Source organism: Pseudomonas sp. A125 (genome assembly GCF_055409485.1).
The window spans coordinates 76,726-90,654 of record NZ_JBUZVP010000025.1; the positions used below are offsets into that span (position 1 = coordinate 76,726).

The window sequence follows — 13,929 nt, forward strand, 5'->3', positions numbered from 1 at the left end:
GTCTGCAATCGGCTATTCGACCACACCTGAACGCGTAGGAGCGAGCTTGCTCGCGAAGAACGTTAACGATGACGCGTTTATCCTGGATAAACGCGGCGCCCTCAGGTTTTTCGCACGCAAGCTCGCTCCTACAAGAAGCAGGGTGCCTGGTTAGCTTACGAGGGTGCCATCCAGGGTGATGGTTGCATTCAACACCTTGGACACCGGGCATCCTTCCTTGGCCTTTTTGCTCAGTTCATCAAACTGCGCCTGGCTGGCGCCCGGGATCTTCGCCTTGAGGATCAGGTGCACGGCAGTAATCGCAAAGCCCCCTTCTACCTGGTCCAGGGTCACTTCGGCCTGGGTGTCGATGCTGTCGGCCTTGAGCCCGGCGTCGCCGAGAATCATGGAAAAGGCCATGGAGAAACAACCGGCATGGGCCGCGCCAATCAACTCTTCAGGGTTGGTGCCCTTGCCCCCTTCGAAACGGGCTTTAAAGCCGTAGGGCGCTTCGCGCAACACGCCGGTTTCCGTGGAAATGGAACCGATGCCGGTTTTCAGATCACCTTCCCAATGCGCCGATGCTTTCTTCTTGATACTCATATCAATCTCCTCGTGCCTGTGGTTTTCCGTCAGTAAGGGTTCTGAGGATAGAAGCGCTGGCAAAGTTCACCTCGTCGGACTAAACCGTTTTAAAGGTAGGCAAATTCACCTCAGCTATTGAATCTCGGGTATATGCCCTCATTGCATAGACATGCACATGAAGCGGCAGGTTTTGGCTCGACATAAAACCTGCGGCCCCCTTGGAGAAGCAGGCTTATGAAACCGCTGTCCGACGTAAAATTCTCGACCCTCGACCTGGTGCCCGTGCGGGCCAACGGCAGTCCGGCGCAGTCGCTGCGCAATTCCCTGGACCTGGCCCAGCACGTGGAAAAGCTCGGCTACAACCGCTTCTGGGTCGCCGAACACCACAATATGGACGGCATCGCCAGCTCCGCGACCTCGGTTTTGCTGGGTTACCTGGCCGGCGGCACCTCGACCATTCGCGTCGGTTCCGGTGGCGTGATGCTGCCCAACCACGCGCCACTGGTGATCGCCGAGCAGTTCGGCACCCTGGAAAGCCTGTACCCGGGCCGCATTGACCTGGGCCTTGGCCGCGCGCCGGGCTCCGACCAGATGACCGCCCGCGCCCTGCGCCGTGAACGTTCCGGCAGCGCCGACGACTTCCCGCAAGACGTAGCCGAACTGATGGCCTACCTGGGCCCGCGTACCCCGGACCAACGCGTGATTGCCGTACCCGGCACCGGCACCAACGTGCCGGTGTGGCTGCTGGGTTCGAGCCTGTTCAGTGCACAGCTTGCGGGCGAACGCGGTTTGCCTTACGCCTTTGCTTCACACTTCGCACCGCGCCTGATGCATGAAGCGATTCGCGTCTACCGTAACCACTTCAAGCCTTCGGCCGTGCTGGACAAACCCTACGTGATGCTCGGCATACCGCTGGTAGCCGCCGACACTGACGAGCAAGCCGATTACCTGGCCACCTCGGTGTACCAGAGGATCCTCGCGTTGATGCGTGGGCAAAGCTTGGTGCAGCGCCCACCGGTGAAGACCATGGAGGGCCTGTGGCTGCCCCATGAAAAAGACGCTGTAGGCAGTTTCCTTGGCCTGGCCATGGTGGGCAGCCCGCAGAAGATCCGCGCCAAGCTGGAGGTGCTGGTAGAGCAAACCGGCGCTGATGAGCTGATCTTTACCTGTGATTTGTACGAGCACGCCGACCGGATTCATTCCTACGAACTGCTGTCGCAAGTCATGAAGGGCTGAACTGCAGGCATAAAAAAACCGACGCACTCGCGTCGGTTTTTTACGTCTGCAACACGGGATCACCCGCGCTTGTAGACGATTTCCTTGGTGCCGCCTTCGCAGCTACCCACTACCTTGCTATCGCTGGCAGCTCCTTTATCCACAACGTCCAGCGAATAATGCGCAACACCCTTGGCATCCAGTTTCGCCGCAATCTCGCTTTTCAGCTCGTCACAAGGCTTGCCCGCCGCCAGGGCTGTGCCTGCAATGCTCAACAAACCTACCGCCAACAAAAAGTTCTTCATCCGTCACTTCCTTGGGTTGATCGAAAGGAAGCACATCGCCGCTCGTCACGTCGACGTGCCTAAAGGTTGTAGCGGAGTTTATGGCAATCGGCCAGCGCGCAAGTTCAACCGGCGGTATCAACTACTGGCAATACGGAACCCCACCTTGAGGGTGACCTGGAAATGCGCGGCCTTGCCGTCTTTGATATGGCCACGGGTTTCGGTCACCTCAAACCATTCCAAGTGCTTGATGCTCTTGTTGGCTTCTGCAAGGGCATTGTTGATGGCGTCCTCGATGCTGGTCGCGGAAGAGCCCACCAGTTCGACTTTCTTGTAGGTGTGATGATCACTCATAAGGTTTTCTCCTGGGGTCGTTAATCAAGACTAGCAGTGAATTCTCGTACTGCTTCTGGCGACCATTCCCACCGGAAAGTTCAGATTTACTGCACTTTCTGAAACCGCCGCAGTCGGAAACAACACACGCCACTCAATCACTCCAGGAGAGCCCACATGGCCAACACCTCTTTACGCAAAGCGTCATTGGAAAGCATGGAAGCCGAGATTTCGAGCCTGCTCAAATCTTTGGAAAGCCTCAAGGACGATGCCTCTGACGAGTCGCGCAAAACCTTGAAGGCCCTGAAAAGCAATGCCGAGAATGCCCTCAAGCATTCCCGCCACCTGATCAGCGATGCTTACGAAGAAAGCAAAGTCAAAATCCGCGAAACCAGTGTTGCAACACGGGACTACGCCCAAGAACACCCGTGGACTACCGCTGGCGTAGCCGTCGGTGCGCTGGGCCTGCTGGCGGCTTACCTGCTGTGCAAACGCGGCGACTAAACCACCTGGCGCGCAAGTTCAGCCTTGAGCCACTGCGCCAGTTGCCCGGCGCGCCCATCTGCGGCGCGCTTGGGTAGCCACAACGCCAGTTGCGCCGGGGTTTCACCAAAACCCCACGGCGCAACCAGGCGGCCCGCTCGCAGGTCCTCTGCTACCAGCGGCTCAGGCGCAATCGCCACCCCCAGCCCGGCTACCGCCGCTTCCAGCAAATAATACAAATGCTCGAAACCCTGACCGTACTTCAACGCGCCAGCGTCGATCCCGTGGTGCTGCGCCCAACTGGGCCAGGCTTGAGGGCGTGAGGTGGTGTGCAAGAGGGCTTCATCGCGCAACGCCTCGGCAGGCGCCTGGCGCAACCGCTCGTAATGGGCGAAGCGCGGGCTCATCACCGGGCCAATGCGTTCGCTGGCCAATTCGTACACCTGCATATCTGCCGGCCACGGCGGTTCGGCGAACACCAGCAGCGCATCCAACCCGGGGCGACGCGGGTCCAGGTCGCCTTCGCCGGCCGACAGGTGCAGGCGCAGATCCGGAAGCTCCGCATTCAGACGGCCAAGGCGCGGAATAAACCAGCGCGCCAGCAAACTGCCGGAGCAGCCGAGCACGAACGGGGCATCCGCACTGTTTTGTGTGAGTTCGGCGCAGGTGTCCCTTAAACGCTCGAAGGCCTCGAAACTCGCGTCCCGCAGACGGGTGCCGGCATCTGTGAGTTTGAGGCCGCGCCCATCCTTGATGAACAGGCTCACACCCAGGTGTTCTTCCAACACCTTCAGCTGGCGGCTGACCGCGCCATGGGTCACGTGAAGTTGTTCAGCGGCCTGGCTTACACTGTTCAGGCGTGCAGTCGCCTCGAAAGCGCGCAGGGCATTCAGCGGGGGAAGGTCTCGGCTCATCTGTGAGTTTTCCTGACAGGTTGTGGCGATCTTATCGGTTTTCACGTGGAAGCGTCAGGGGTAGAGTGACCGTCATTGCCTCATACCTATTTTCTAGCTGGAGCGTCCCATGACTCAGACCCAGACCGATTTACGCAACGGCCCAGACGCCAATGGCCTGTTTGGTTCGTTCGGCGGCCGCTACGTGGCAGAAACCTTGATGCCGTTGATCCTTGACCTGGCGCGCGAATATGAAGCGGCCAAGATCGATCCGGCCTTCAACGAAGAACTGGCCTACTTCCAGCGCGACTATGTCGGGCGTCCAAGCCCGCTGTATTTCGCCGAACGCCTGACCGAATTCTGCGGCGGCGCCAAGATCTACCTCAAGCGCGAAGAGCTGAACCACACCGGCGCCCACAAGATCAACAACTGCATCGGCCAGATCCTGCTGGCGCGGCGCATGGGCAAAAAACGCATCATCGCCGAGACCGGCGCCGGCATGCACGGTGTGGCCACTGCCACCGTCGCCGCGCGTTTTGGCCTGGATTGTGTGATCTACATGGGCACCACCGACATCGAGCGCCAGCAGGCCAACGTGTTCCGCATGAAGCTGCTGGGCGCCGAAGTGATCCCGGTGGTGGCCGGCACCGGCACCCTGAAAGACGCGATGAACGAAGCCCTGCGTGACTGGGTCACCAACGTCGACAGCACCTTCTACCTGATCGGCACCGTGGCCGGCCCGCACCCGTACCCGGCGATGGTCCGCGACTTCCAGGCCGTGATCGGCAAGGAAACCCGTACCCAACTGCAAGCCCAGGAAGGCCGCCTGCCCGACAGCCTGGTGGCCTGCATCGGCGGTGGCTCCAACGCCATGGGCCTGTTCCACCCGTTCCTGGATGACACCAGCGTCGAAATCATCGGCGTTGAAGCAGCCGGCTACGGCATCGAAACCGGCAAGCACGCGGCCAGCCTCAACGGCGGCGTACCGGGTGTACTGCACGGCAACCGTACCTTCCTGTTGCAGGACGACGATGGCCAGATCATCGACGCCCACTCGATTTCCGCCGGCCTCGACTACCCGGGCATCGGCCCTGAACACGCCTGGTTGCACGACATCGGCCGCGTCCAGTACACCTCGGTGACCGACAACGAAGCCCTCGACGCCTTCCACAAATGCTGCCGCCTGGAAGGGATTATTCCTGCACTGGAAAGCGCCCACGCCCTGGCCGAAGTATTCAAGCGCGCACCGACCTTGCCGAAGGATCACCTGATGGTGGTCAACCTCTCCGGCCGTGGCGACAAAGACATGCAAACCGTGATGCACCACATGGAACACTCTTCACAAGAGCCATCCCAGCAGGAGAAACACTAAATGAGCCGCCTGCAAACACGTTTTGCACAACTGAAAGAACAAAACCGCGCCGCCCTGGTGACCTTCGTCACCGCCGGCGACCCGGGGTATGACACCTCGCTGGCGATCCTCAAAGGGTTGCCGGCGGCCGGCGCCGATGTGATCGAGCTGGGCATGCCGTTCACCGACCCGATGGCCGACGGCCCGGCGATTCAGCTGGCCAACATCCGCGCACTGACCGCCAAGCAGAACCTCACGAAAACCCTGCAAATGGTCAGCGAGTTCCGCAAGGACAACAGCGACACGCCGCTGGTACTGATGGGCTACTTCAACCCGATCCACATGTACGGCGTGCCGCGCTTTATCAGCGACGCGAAAGAAGCCGGCGTCGACGGCCTGATCGTGGTCGACATGCCACCCGAGCATAACGGCGAGCTGTGCGACCCGGCCCAGGCTGCCGGTATCGACTTTATCCGCCTGACCACGCCGACCACCGACGACGTGCGCCTGCCGACCGTGCTCAACGGCAGCTCCGGGTTTGTGTACTACGTGTCGGTGGCCGGCGTGACCGGCGCCGGCGCCGCGACCCTGGAACACGTCGAAGAAGCCGTGACCCGCCTGCGTCGCCATACCGACCTGCCGATCAGCATCGGGTTTGGCATCCGTACCCCAGAACAAGCGGCTGCAATTGCCCGCCTGGCAGACGGTGTGGTGGTGGGTTCGGCACTGATCGACCACATCGCCAATGCCAGCAACGATCAGCAGGCCATCGACGGTGTATTGACCCTGTGCTCGGCGCTGTCGGAAGGTGTGCGCAACGCCCGTAAGTAAGCGGCTCGTAAGCGGTAGGTAAAGTTCCTGATACAGAGGAATCATGCTGGCAACTCAGCACCTAAGCTAACAAGACCAAGGGATTTCGAACGCGGTTCGAAATCCCTTTTTGTTGTTTGTGCAGTTGAGGAAACCCCTGATGAAGATGCCAAAGCGTGTGATAGCCAGTATCGGTGTGCTGTTACTTGGCGCCAGCGCCCTGGTGCAAGCCGCGCCGTACGACCAAGGCGGCGGGCCTGAGCGTGGCGGCCCCCAGGGCCAACAAAACGATCACCGTGGCGATGACCATCGCGGGCCGCAGGACAACCATCGTGGCGGGCCTCCTCAGGACTTCGGCCCGGTGCGGCAGGTGATTCGCGATAACCATGGCGACTTCCGCCGTGGCGCACCACCACCTCCCGGCATCCACCTGGAACGCGGCCAGCGCCTGCCACCGAACTACTACGGCGAGCGTCTGGACCCTCGAGCGTTGGGCCATCTGCCGCAATACCCAGGCTACGAATGGCGTCGCTCGGGCGGGGACATTGTGCTGATCGCGGTGGGTACCAGCATCGTCTATCAGATTCTGGATGGCGCGCTGTACTAGAGCCGGACTGCTTTTGTGGCGAGGGGGCTTGCTGTGGTGAGGGAGCTTGCTCCCTCACCACAGCAAGCCCCCTCGCCACAGATACTTATCAGTCCTCTAAAGTTCGATGCGCTCGACCTTGCCCACCAGCAAGATGTACGAAAGCGCCCCCAGCAACGCCAGCACCGCGATATACGTAATTGCCGGTGCAAACGAATCGCCAGTGGCCAGAAAGCCAATCACGATCGGCGTGGTAATCGCCGACAGATTGCCGATGAAATTGAACACCCCACCCGTCAACCCCAGCAGCCTTGCCGGCGCCAGGGTCGACACCAATGACCAGGTGATCGACGCCAGGCCATTGCCAAAAAAAGCCACCGCCAGAAACCCAATAACCCACGCTGTGGAGTCAACAAAGTTGGCGCCAATGATCGCCGTGGAGATCAACAACCCGCCAATGATCGGCAACTTGCGCGCAAACCCCACCGACGTACCCCGGCGAATCAGCCAATCGGAAAACAACCCCGAGCACAGCACCCCGACAAACGCCGCCAGAAACGGCAGCGACGCCAACAGGCCGGACTTGATGAAGTCCATTCCGCGGTATTTCACCAGGTAGGTCGGGAACCACGTCAGGAAAAACCACAGCGTGGAGTTCAGGCAGAACTGCCCCAGGTAAATCCCCCACAGTTTGCGCTTGCTCAACACGATACCGAGGTCGACCCAACTGAACGGCGCCTTGGCTGCCTGCGCCTGGATATCCACCAGCCCGCCGCCTTCGCAGATCAGCTCGATTTCTGCTGCATTGGCGCCCTTGAAATCCCGTGGCTCGCGGTACACCGCGTACCAGATCAACGCCCACACAATGCCCACGCCGCCGGTGGCGACAAACACCATGTGCCAGCCAAACGCGTGCTGCAGCCACGCCAATACCGGCGTGAGAAACGCCAGCCCGACAAACTGCCCGGAGGTGTAGACACCAATCGCCGTGGCCCGCTCACGCTCGGGAAACCAGGTGGTGACCACGCGGCTGTTGATCGGGTAGGCCGGCGCCTCCAGGGCGCCCACCGCCATGCGCAACACGAACAGCGCGATGAAACTGGCGGCAAAACCGAGCATCACCGTGGCCACCGACCACAGCAGCAGGGCAACGCTGTAGAGAATGCGCGGCGGCACCCGGTCCACCAGCCAGCCACCGGGGATTTGCATGGCGGCGTAGGTCCAGCCGAAGGCGGAGAAGATCAGCCCGACATGCACCGGGTCGATCCCCAGCTCGCTGGTCAGGGCCGGGGCGGCAATCGACAGGTTGCTGCGGTCCAGGTAGTTGATCACCACTGTGATGAACAGCAGCACCATGATGAAGTAGCGCTTTCGGCTGGGCGTGACTAAAGAAGCCTGCCCGGTGAAGGACTCGGATTGCATGGAGGTTGCCTCTTCTTATGATTATTGAGGACAGGTCTTACTGACGAAACGCGATACCTGTGGGAGCTGGCTTGCCTGCGATAGCGGAGTGTCAGCGCCGCAGATGCAAGCTGACTCACCGCTATCGCAGGCAAGCCAGCTCCCACACTGACGGTGTTTCTTCAGGAGGAAATCACCACTCCGCAAAACTGCCATCGGCATGGCGCCAGATCGGGTTGCGCCAGCGATGGCCGATGGCCGCGCGCTCTATCACGTATTCCTCGTTGATCTCGATGCCCAGGCCTGGCCCATTGGGGATCTTCACGAAGCCTTGGTCATAGTCGAAAACGCCCGGGTCGCGCACGTAGTCCAGCAGGTCATTGCTCTCGTTGTAGTGGATGCCCAGGCTTTGCTCCTGGATGAACGCGTTGTAGCAAACCGCATCCAGCTGCAGGCACGCCGCCAGAGCAATCGGGCCGAGCGGGCAGTGCAGGGCCAAGGCCACATCGTAGGCTTCGGCCATGTTGGCGATCTTGCGGGTTTCGGTGATCCCGCCAGCGTGAGAGGCATCCGGCTGGATGATGTCGACGTAGCCTTCACTGAGCACGCGCTTGAAGTCCCAGCGCGAGAACAGCCGCTCGCCGAGGGCAATCGGGGTGCTGGTCAGCGGCGCCAGCTCTTTCAGTGCTTCGTAGTTTTCGCTGAGCACCGGCTCTTCGATGAACATCAGTTTGTAGGGGTCGAGTTCCTTCATCAGCACCTTGGCCATGGGCTTGTGCACCCGGCCATGGAAGTCGACGCCGATGCCGACGTTGGGGCCGACCGCATCACGCACGGCGGCGACGTTGGCCAGGGCCTGGTCGACTTTTTCGAAGCTGTCGAGAAATTGCAGCTCTTCAGTGCCGTTCATTTTGACCGCGGTAAAGCCACGGGCCACGGCTTCCTTGGCGGCGCGGGCAGTGTCTGCCGGGCGGTCGCCACCGATCCACGAATACACGCGGATCTTGTCGCGCACCTGGCCACCCAGCAGGTCGCTGACCGACACACCGAGCGCCTTGCCCTTGATATCCCACAGCGCCTGGTCGATACCGGCGAGGGCGCTCATATGGATCGCACCGCCACGGTAGAAACCGCCGCGATAGAGCACGGTCCAGATGTCTTCGATATTGCGCGGGTCTTTGCCGATCAAGTAGTCGGACAATTCTTCGACGGCAGCAGCCACGGTGTGGGCGCGGCCCTCCACCACAGGTTCACCCCAACCGGTCACGCCCTGGTCGGTTTCAACCTTGAGGAAGCACCAGCGCGGCGGGACGATGAAGGTGGTCAATTTGGTGATTTTCATCTTCTTATCTCTCTTGTAGATGGAGAACGCTGATCAGCCCAAGGCATTCCAGGCCGCGACGTAGGCCTGGGCATTGCTCGCCACCTGGGCGACGCTCATGCCTGGCTTGAACAAACCGGAGCCCAGGCCAAAGCCTTTGACGCCCGCGTCGAAAAATACCTGCATGTTGTCCGGGGTGATGCCGCCCACCGGCAGCAACACCGTGCCTGCGGGCAGTACCGCAAGCCAGGCCTTGACCACCGCCGGGCCCATTTGCTCGGCCGGAAACAGCTTCAGCACGTCGGCGCCTTCGGCCAGCGCGGCAAACGCTTCAGTGGGCGTGGCCACACCCGGCGACAGGAACAGGCCTGCCGCCTTGGCAGCCCGCAGCACCTTGGCATCGCTGTGGGGCATGACGATCACCTGGCCGCCGGCCGCCTTGACCTGATCGACCTGCTCCGGGGTCAGCACGGTGCCGGCGCCGATCAGGCAATCGGCGGGCAGGCTGTCGCGCAGGATACGGATGCTGGCGTAGGGGTCCGGTGAGTTGAGCGGTACTTCGATAACCCGCAAACCCGCCTGGTACAGCACTTCGCCGATCGCCAACGCCTCGTCCGGTCGCAGGCCGCGCAGGATCGCGATCAAACCGTTGTGTGTCAGTGCTTGCTTGAGCATGTCGGGCCTCTCGTCAGGTTGCAGGCAGCAGCCCCGCCGCCATGGCCAGCTGCCAAAGGCCACGTTCGGTAGCCTCCTGCGCCAGGGTCACGTGGGGGAAGCCGCAGAGTTGGAGTGCACGCTGGTAGCGGGTGCAGAGTTGGGTTGCGCCGATCAGGACGATGTCGCGCGCCTGGGCATCCTTGCGGGTGCGCAGGCCCAATAGTTCGTGGCCGATCAGCAGGCCAGACAGATAGTCGGGCTGCTCGTCAGGCGCCAGCTCGCCGGTCAATCCCAGGGAACGCGCGCTGAACAAGTTCGACAACAGGCCCGTGCGGCCCTCTGCCGACAGCGCCACGTGCACGCCGCGATCAAAAGCTGCCGCCTGGAACTGTTCTGAAGGGTGCTGGGTGCGGCCCAAAATGCTGTGTTGGCTGAGTACGGCGAACAACTCGCCGGTCATGAAGGTGTCGAAATGGCTGATGCAGCCTTCCACCACCTCGACCCACTTGGAATGGCTGCCTGGCAGGCCGATCAATACGTCGCGCCCGATATTGCCGGACAAGCTTTGCAACACGCCGAGGACCTGGGTTTCTTCGCCGCGCATCACATTTGGTAGAACGCCGCGCTGAATCACCCCGGGAACGATGTGCACCGCCGCGCCCCGCAGGCTGCGCACCACGTGCAGCGCCTGGCCGAGGGTCGCGACATCCGCCGGAGTGTCGCGATAAGCCGCTTCGCTCCAGCCCTGGGCGCTGCCGACCATGCCACAGGCAATGACCGGAAGACCGGGATGGGCATCGAGCCAGTCACCACAGGCCGCATCAAATGCCAGCTCAAAGCCGTTGCTGCAACGAACACCGGCAATTTCCCGGGGTTCGGTGGGCAAGTGCATGATCCCAGACGCCAGGGCGCGTCGTTCAATCACCACGCCTGCCGGGCCGAGCTTATAAGCACGAAGGGAGCTGGTTCCCCAATCGAGCGCGATCAATTGCGCCTGCATCGCTTCACCTGAGTGTTCTGAGCGGATGAGGCGAATATAAACCCAAGACCGGCAAAGTCTCAATATATAAATATCAGTCCCACATATAGGGATAAAGCAGACTTAGAATATCGACAAATCCAGTGTGCGCATCGCCCCCATCCAGATCGCATGTTCGGTGTGGTCCTTGAGGTCATCGCCGGTGGTGGGGTGAAGGAACACCACCAGGCCGTTACGGTTGAGTGCCAGCCACGGCAGCACAACGCCGATGTATTCCGGATCGAACGCCAGTTGGCAGCTCCAGTCCGGGTGCGGGCCCACCGGGCGCTCATGAACGCGGCCCATGCGCAGCGGGAACAATTGCGCGGCGTCTTCGCAGAGTTTGCGCGCCTGGTCGATTGTGCTGGCGTTGAAGTAGATGTGGGCGTGGTAGCCCTTGATACGTTGCATGACAGGCTCCGGCCTCAATGATCGGCAAATGCTAGACCGCAATGGATGGCAGGGCCAGGCCGGTCAGTGATTGTGCGCTGCTGGCCTGCTCGGCCATCAACCAGTCGACGAAACGTTCGATCAACTGGCTGCGACGTTTGCGCTGGGGCAGCACCACGTAATAGCCGAAGCGTGAGATGACCGTGTCGCCAATCGGCCGGCACAGCCACTTCTGCTCCAGCAGGTTATCCACCAGGTGACGCCAGCCGATGGCCACGCCCTGGCCGGCAATCGCCGCCTGGATCAACAACGTGTAGTTATCGAACCGCAATTGGCCCGGGGTGGGCGCGGTGCTGATGCCCAGCTCGCGGAACACGCCGGTCCAGTCGAACCACTGGTTGTTGTGTTGCTGGCGCAGGTGCAGAAGCGGGAACTCCAGCAGGCTCTGCACCGGCAACGGCGCGGCGCGGCCCTGAAGCAACTGCGGGCTGCACACCGGGAATACTTCCTCGTTGAACAGCCACAGGCTGTCGCCCTGTTTAAAGCGGCCATCGCCAAACAGCACCGCTACATCGATATCGCTGCGCAACGTCGCGTGATTGCGTTCACTGGTGACCAGGCTCACGTCCACCTGCGGGTTGGCTTCATGGAAGCGATGCAGGCGTGGCATCAGCCAATAAGCGGCGAAGGCAAAGTCCGTCGCCACTTGCAGGACTTCGTGCTGGTCCTGCTCGGCAATCGCACTCAGGCCCTGGTTGATGCTCTGCAAGCCGGCCTGCACCTGCTCGAACAACAAGGCGCCAGCATCAGTCAACTCGATGCCACGGTAAATGCGATCAAACAGGCGCACCTTCAGTTGCTCTTCCAGGCGTTTGATCTGCTGGCTGATGGCTGGCTGGGTGGTGCCCAGCTCCGTTGCCGCCGCCGTAAAGCTGCGTTGGCGCGCCGCCGCCTCAAACGCACGCAGCAGGTCAAGGGACAGGCTACCGAGGGATTCATACATAAGCTGTGCTTATCCTAGACATTGCTTCTCATGGGCTTTACCACGTTTTCCATGGCCTGCATGCTCATTCACATAAACATCGACTATGGAATGCCGCGAAACCATGAAGCGCAAGAACATTCTTTTCATCATGGCCGATCAAATGGCCGCGCCGATGCTTCCGTTCTACGGTTCTTCGCCTATCAAACTGCCAAACCTGAGCCGCCTCGCCGCTGAAGGCGTAGTGTTCGACGCGGCCTATTGCAATAGCCCGCTGTGTGCGCCATCGCGTTTCACCTTGGTCAGCGGCCAGTTGCCGAGCAAGATCGGCGCCTACGACAACGCGGCCGACTTTCCCGCCGACGTGCCGACCTATGCCCATTACCTGCGCCGCCTCGGCTACCGCACGGCGCTGTCGGGCAAGATGCACTTTTGCGGCCCCGACCAGCTCCACGGTTATGAAGAACGCCTGACCAGTGACATCTACCCGGCCGACTATGGCTGGGCAGTGAACTGGGATCAGCCAGACGTACGTCCCACCTGGTACCACAACATGGCATCGGTGCTGCAAGCCGGGCCGTGCGTGCGCACCAACCAGCTGGATTTCGACGAGGAGGTGGTGTTCAAGGCCCAGCAATACCTGTTCGACCATATTCGCGAAGACGGCGACCAGCCGTTCTGCCTGACCGTGTCGATGACGCACCCACACGACCCGTACACCATTCCCAAGCCGTTCTGGGACCTGTACGACGACAACGACATCCCGTTGCCTGCAACCCCGCCACAGGCCGAGCTGGACCCGCACTCTCAGCGCCTGCTCAAGGTCTATGACCTGTGGGACAAGCCGCTGCCGGTGAACAAGATCCGCGATGCGCGCCGCGCCTACTTCGGCGCGTGCAGCTACATCGACAGCAACGTCGGCAAGCTGCTGCAAACCCTGGAAGACACGGGCCTGGCCGACGACACCATCATCATCTTCTCCGGCGACCACGGCGACATGCTCGGCGAACGCGGCCTCTGGTACAAAATGCACTGGTTTGAAATGGCCGCCCGGGTGCCGCTGCTGATCAGCGCGCCGGGGCAGTTTGCCGCCAGCCGCGTGACCGCCGCCGTGTCCACCGCCGACCTGCTGCCGACATTGGTGGAGCTGGCGGGTGGCAAGCTCGACGCCAACCTGCCGCTGGACGGCCGCTCGCTGCTTTCGCACTTGCAAGGGCTGGGCGGGCATGACGAAGTGTTCGGCGAATACATGGCCGAAGGCACCATCAGCCCGCTGATGATGATCCGCCGTGGCGCCTACAAGTTCATCTACAGTGAGGACGATCCGTGCCTATTGTTCGATGTGCACAACGACCCGCACGAGCGGGAAGACCTCAGCCAGTCACCGGAACACCGGCCACTGTTCGAGGCGTTTTTGAGTGAAGCGCGGGCCAAATGGGACATCCCGGCGATCCACCAGCAGGTACTCGCCAGCCAACGCCGTCGCCGCCTGGTATTCGAGGCGCTGACCCAGGGCAAGCTGAAGAGCTGGGACCACCAGCCGCTGGTAGATGCCAGTCAGCAATACATGCGCAACCACATCGACCTCGACGATCTGGAGCGCAAGGCACGTTTTCCGCAACCCTGCCAAAACCAATAAAA

General features: G+C 61.3%; 16 protein-coding genes. 6 read left to right on the forward strand and 10 right to left on the reverse strand.

The genetic code is table 11. The features are described 5' to 3' along the window. Positions 1 to 150 precede the first annotated feature (150 nt). Positions 151 to 582 carry an OsmC family protein gene (locus tag ACZRN6_RS27380; RefSeq protein WP_322142627.1) on the reverse strand — a complete coding sequence of 144 codons (432 nt, stop codon included), beginning with the start codon at positions 580 to 582 and terminating at the stop codon, positions 151 to 153. Between the two features lie 216 nt (positions 583 to 798). Between ACZRN6_RS27380 and ACZRN6_RS27385 the strand changes: the two genes are divergently transcribed. Then, positions 799 to 1,800: an LLM class flavin-dependent oxidoreductase gene (locus tag ACZRN6_RS27385; RefSeq protein WP_322142626.1), complete on the forward strand. Its 1,002-nt coding sequence runs from the start codon at positions 799 to 801 to the stop codon at positions 1,798 to 1,800. A gap of 59 nt (positions 1,801 to 1,859) precedes the next feature. Here ACZRN6_RS27385 and ACZRN6_RS27390 read toward each other — a convergent pair whose 3' ends face one another. Together ACZRN6_RS27390 and ACZRN6_RS27395 are read right to left on the reverse strand one after the other, a co-directional pair. Continuing rightward, a complete protein-coding gene (locus ACZRN6_RS27390) occupies positions 1,860 to 2,084 on the reverse strand; it encodes a DUF1161 domain-containing protein (RefSeq protein ID WP_322142625.1) in 225 nt (74 codons plus the stop codon). Positions 2,085 to 2,201: 117 nt separating this feature from the next. Next, entirely contained in the window at positions 2,202 to 2,417 is a 216-nt protein-coding gene (locus ACZRN6_RS27395) for a dodecin (protein ID WP_003187305.1), read from the reverse strand. Positions 2,418 to 2,573: 156 nt separating this feature from the next. Between ACZRN6_RS27395 and ACZRN6_RS27400 the strand changes: the two genes are divergently transcribed. After that, entirely contained in the window at positions 2,574 to 2,900 is a 327-nt protein-coding gene (locus ACZRN6_RS27400; protein WP_032885107.1) for an ElaB/YgaM/YqjD family protein, read from the forward strand. Here the strand turns inward: ACZRN6_RS27400 and ACZRN6_RS27405 are convergent. Continuing rightward, positions 2,897 to 3,793 carry a LysR family transcriptional regulator gene (locus tag ACZRN6_RS27405; RefSeq protein WP_464009284.1) on the reverse strand — a complete coding sequence of 299 codons (897 nt, stop codon included), beginning with the start codon at positions 3,791 to 3,793 and terminating at the stop codon, positions 2,897 to 2,899. The genes ACZRN6_RS27400 and ACZRN6_RS27405 overlap by 4 nt on opposite strands. Positions 3,794 to 3,902: 109 nt before the next feature. On the opposite strand from ACZRN6_RS27405, the gene trpB reads away from it, so the two are divergent. From trpB to ACZRN6_RS27420, 3 genes are all read left to right on the forward strand, one after another. After that, a complete protein-coding gene (gene trpB / locus ACZRN6_RS27410; protein WP_322142623.1) occupies positions 3,903 to 5,144 on the forward strand; it encodes a tryptophan synthase subunit beta in 1,242 nt (413 codons plus the stop codon). Beyond that, complete coding sequence (trpA, locus tag ACZRN6_RS27415) at positions 5,145 to 5,954, forward strand: tryptophan synthase subunit alpha (protein WP_322142622.1); 810 nt, start codon at positions 5,145 to 5,147, stop codon at positions 5,952 to 5,954. A gap of 139 nt (positions 5,955 to 6,093) precedes the next feature. Beyond that, on the forward strand, positions 6,094 to 6,540 hold the full coding sequence (locus tag ACZRN6_RS27420) for an anti-virulence regulator CigR family protein (protein WP_322142621.1): 447 nt from the start codon (positions 6,094 to 6,096) through the stop codon (positions 6,538 to 6,540). 96 nt (positions 6,541 to 6,636) lie between these two features. Here ACZRN6_RS27420 and ACZRN6_RS27425 read toward each other — a convergent pair whose 3' ends face one another. The 6 genes from ACZRN6_RS27425 to ACZRN6_RS27450 all read right to left on the reverse strand — a co-directional run bounded on the left by ACZRN6_RS27425 (position 6,637) and on the right by ACZRN6_RS27450 (position 12,309). After that, on the reverse strand, positions 6,637 to 7,941 hold the full coding sequence (locus ACZRN6_RS27425; RefSeq protein ID WP_464009285.1) for an MFS transporter: 1,305 nt from the start codon (positions 7,939 to 7,941) through the stop codon (positions 6,637 to 6,639). A gap of 172 nt (positions 7,942 to 8,113) precedes the next feature. After that, positions 8,114 to 9,262, reverse strand: a complete 1,149-nt coding sequence (gene dgoD, locus ACZRN6_RS27430; protein WP_003213645.1) for a galactonate dehydratase — start codon at positions 9,260 to 9,262, stop codon at positions 8,114 to 8,116. Between the two features lie 33 nt (positions 9,263 to 9,295). Next, positions 9,296 to 9,916, reverse strand: a complete 621-nt coding sequence (locus tag ACZRN6_RS27435) for a 2-dehydro-3-deoxy-6-phosphogalactonate aldolase (RefSeq protein ID WP_322142619.1) — start codon at positions 9,914 to 9,916, stop codon at positions 9,296 to 9,298. A gap of 13 nt (positions 9,917 to 9,929) precedes the next feature. Then, entirely contained in the window at positions 9,930 to 10,898 is a 969-nt protein-coding gene (locus tag ACZRN6_RS27440; RefSeq protein WP_464009286.1) for a 2-dehydro-3-deoxygalactonokinase, read from the reverse strand. Between the two features lie 102 nt (positions 10,899 to 11,000). Then, complete coding sequence (locus ACZRN6_RS27445) at positions 11,001 to 11,327, reverse strand: DOPA 4,5-dioxygenase family protein (protein ID WP_322142617.1); 327 nt, start codon at positions 11,325 to 11,327, stop codon at positions 11,001 to 11,003. Positions 11,328 to 11,358: 31 nt separating this feature from the next. After that, entirely contained in the window at positions 11,359 to 12,309 is a 951-nt protein-coding gene (locus ACZRN6_RS27450) for a choline sulfate utilization transcriptional regulator (protein WP_322142616.1), read from the reverse strand. A 103-nt stretch (positions 12,310 to 12,412) separates the two neighbouring features. On the opposite strand from ACZRN6_RS27450, the gene betC reads away from it, so the two are divergent. Continuing rightward, positions 12,413 to 13,927 carry a choline-sulfatase gene (gene betC / locus ACZRN6_RS27455; RefSeq protein WP_464009287.1) on the forward strand — a complete coding sequence of 505 codons (1,515 nt, stop codon included), beginning with the start codon at positions 12,413 to 12,415 and terminating at the stop codon, positions 13,925 to 13,927. Positions 13,928 to 13,929 lie beyond the last annotated feature (2 nt).

Excerpts from the sequence above, each read along its gene's own strand:
- ACZRN6_RS27380 (WP_322142627.1), bottom strand. The coding sequence starts at position 582 with ATGAGTATCAAGAAGAAAGCATCGGCGCATTGGGAAGGTGATCTGAAA.
- ACZRN6_RS27385 (WP_322142626.1), top strand. The coding sequence starts at position 799 with ATGAAACCGCTGTCCGACGTAAAATTCTCGACCCTCGACCTGGTGCCC.
- ACZRN6_RS27390 (WP_322142625.1), bottom strand. The coding sequence starts at position 2,084 with ATGAAGAACTTTTTGTTGGCGGTAGGTTTGTTGAGCATTGCAGGCACA.
- ACZRN6_RS27395 (WP_003187305.1), bottom strand. The coding sequence starts at position 2,417 with ATGAGTGATCATCACACCTACAAGAAAGTCGAACTGGTGGGCTCTTCC.
- ACZRN6_RS27400 (WP_032885107.1), top strand. The coding sequence starts at position 2,574 with ATGGCCAACACCTCTTTACGCAAAGCGTCATTGGAAAGCATGGAAGCC.
- ACZRN6_RS27405 (WP_464009284.1), bottom strand. The coding sequence starts at position 3,793 with ATGAGCCGAGACCTTCCCCCGCTGAATGCCCTGCGCGCTTTCGAGGCG.
- trpB (WP_322142623.1), top strand. The coding sequence starts at position 3,903 with ATGACTCAGACCCAGACCGATTTACGCAACGGCCCAGACGCCAATGGC.
- trpA (WP_322142622.1), top strand. The coding sequence starts at position 5,145 with ATGAGCCGCCTGCAAACACGTTTTGCACAACTGAAAGAACAAAACCGC.
- ACZRN6_RS27420 (WP_322142621.1), top strand. The coding sequence starts at position 6,094 with ATGAAGATGCCAAAGCGTGTGATAGCCAGTATCGGTGTGCTGTTACTT.
- ACZRN6_RS27425 (WP_464009285.1), bottom strand. The coding sequence starts at position 7,941 with ATGCAATCCGAGTCCTTCACCGGGCAGGCTTCTTTAGTCACGCCCAGC.
- dgoD (WP_003213645.1), bottom strand. The coding sequence starts at position 9,262 with ATGAAAATCACCAAATTGACCACCTTCATCGTCCCGCCGCGCTGGTGC.
- ACZRN6_RS27435 (WP_322142619.1), bottom strand. The coding sequence starts at position 9,916 with ATGCTCAAGCAAGCACTGACACACAACGGTTTGATCGCGATCCTGCGC.
- ACZRN6_RS27440 (WP_464009286.1), bottom strand. The coding sequence starts at position 10,898 with ATGCAGGCGCAATTGATCGCGCTCGATTGGGGAACCAGCTCCCTTCGT.
- ACZRN6_RS27445 (WP_322142617.1), bottom strand. The coding sequence starts at position 11,327 with ATGCAACGTATCAAGGGCTACCACGCCCACATCTACTTCAACGCCAGC.
- ACZRN6_RS27450 (WP_322142616.1), bottom strand. The coding sequence starts at position 12,309 with ATGTATGAATCCCTCGGTAGCCTGTCCCTTGACCTGCTGCGTGCGTTT.
- betC (WP_464009287.1), top strand. The coding sequence starts at position 12,413 with ATGAAGCGCAAGAACATTCTTTTCATCATGGCCGATCAAATGGCCGCG.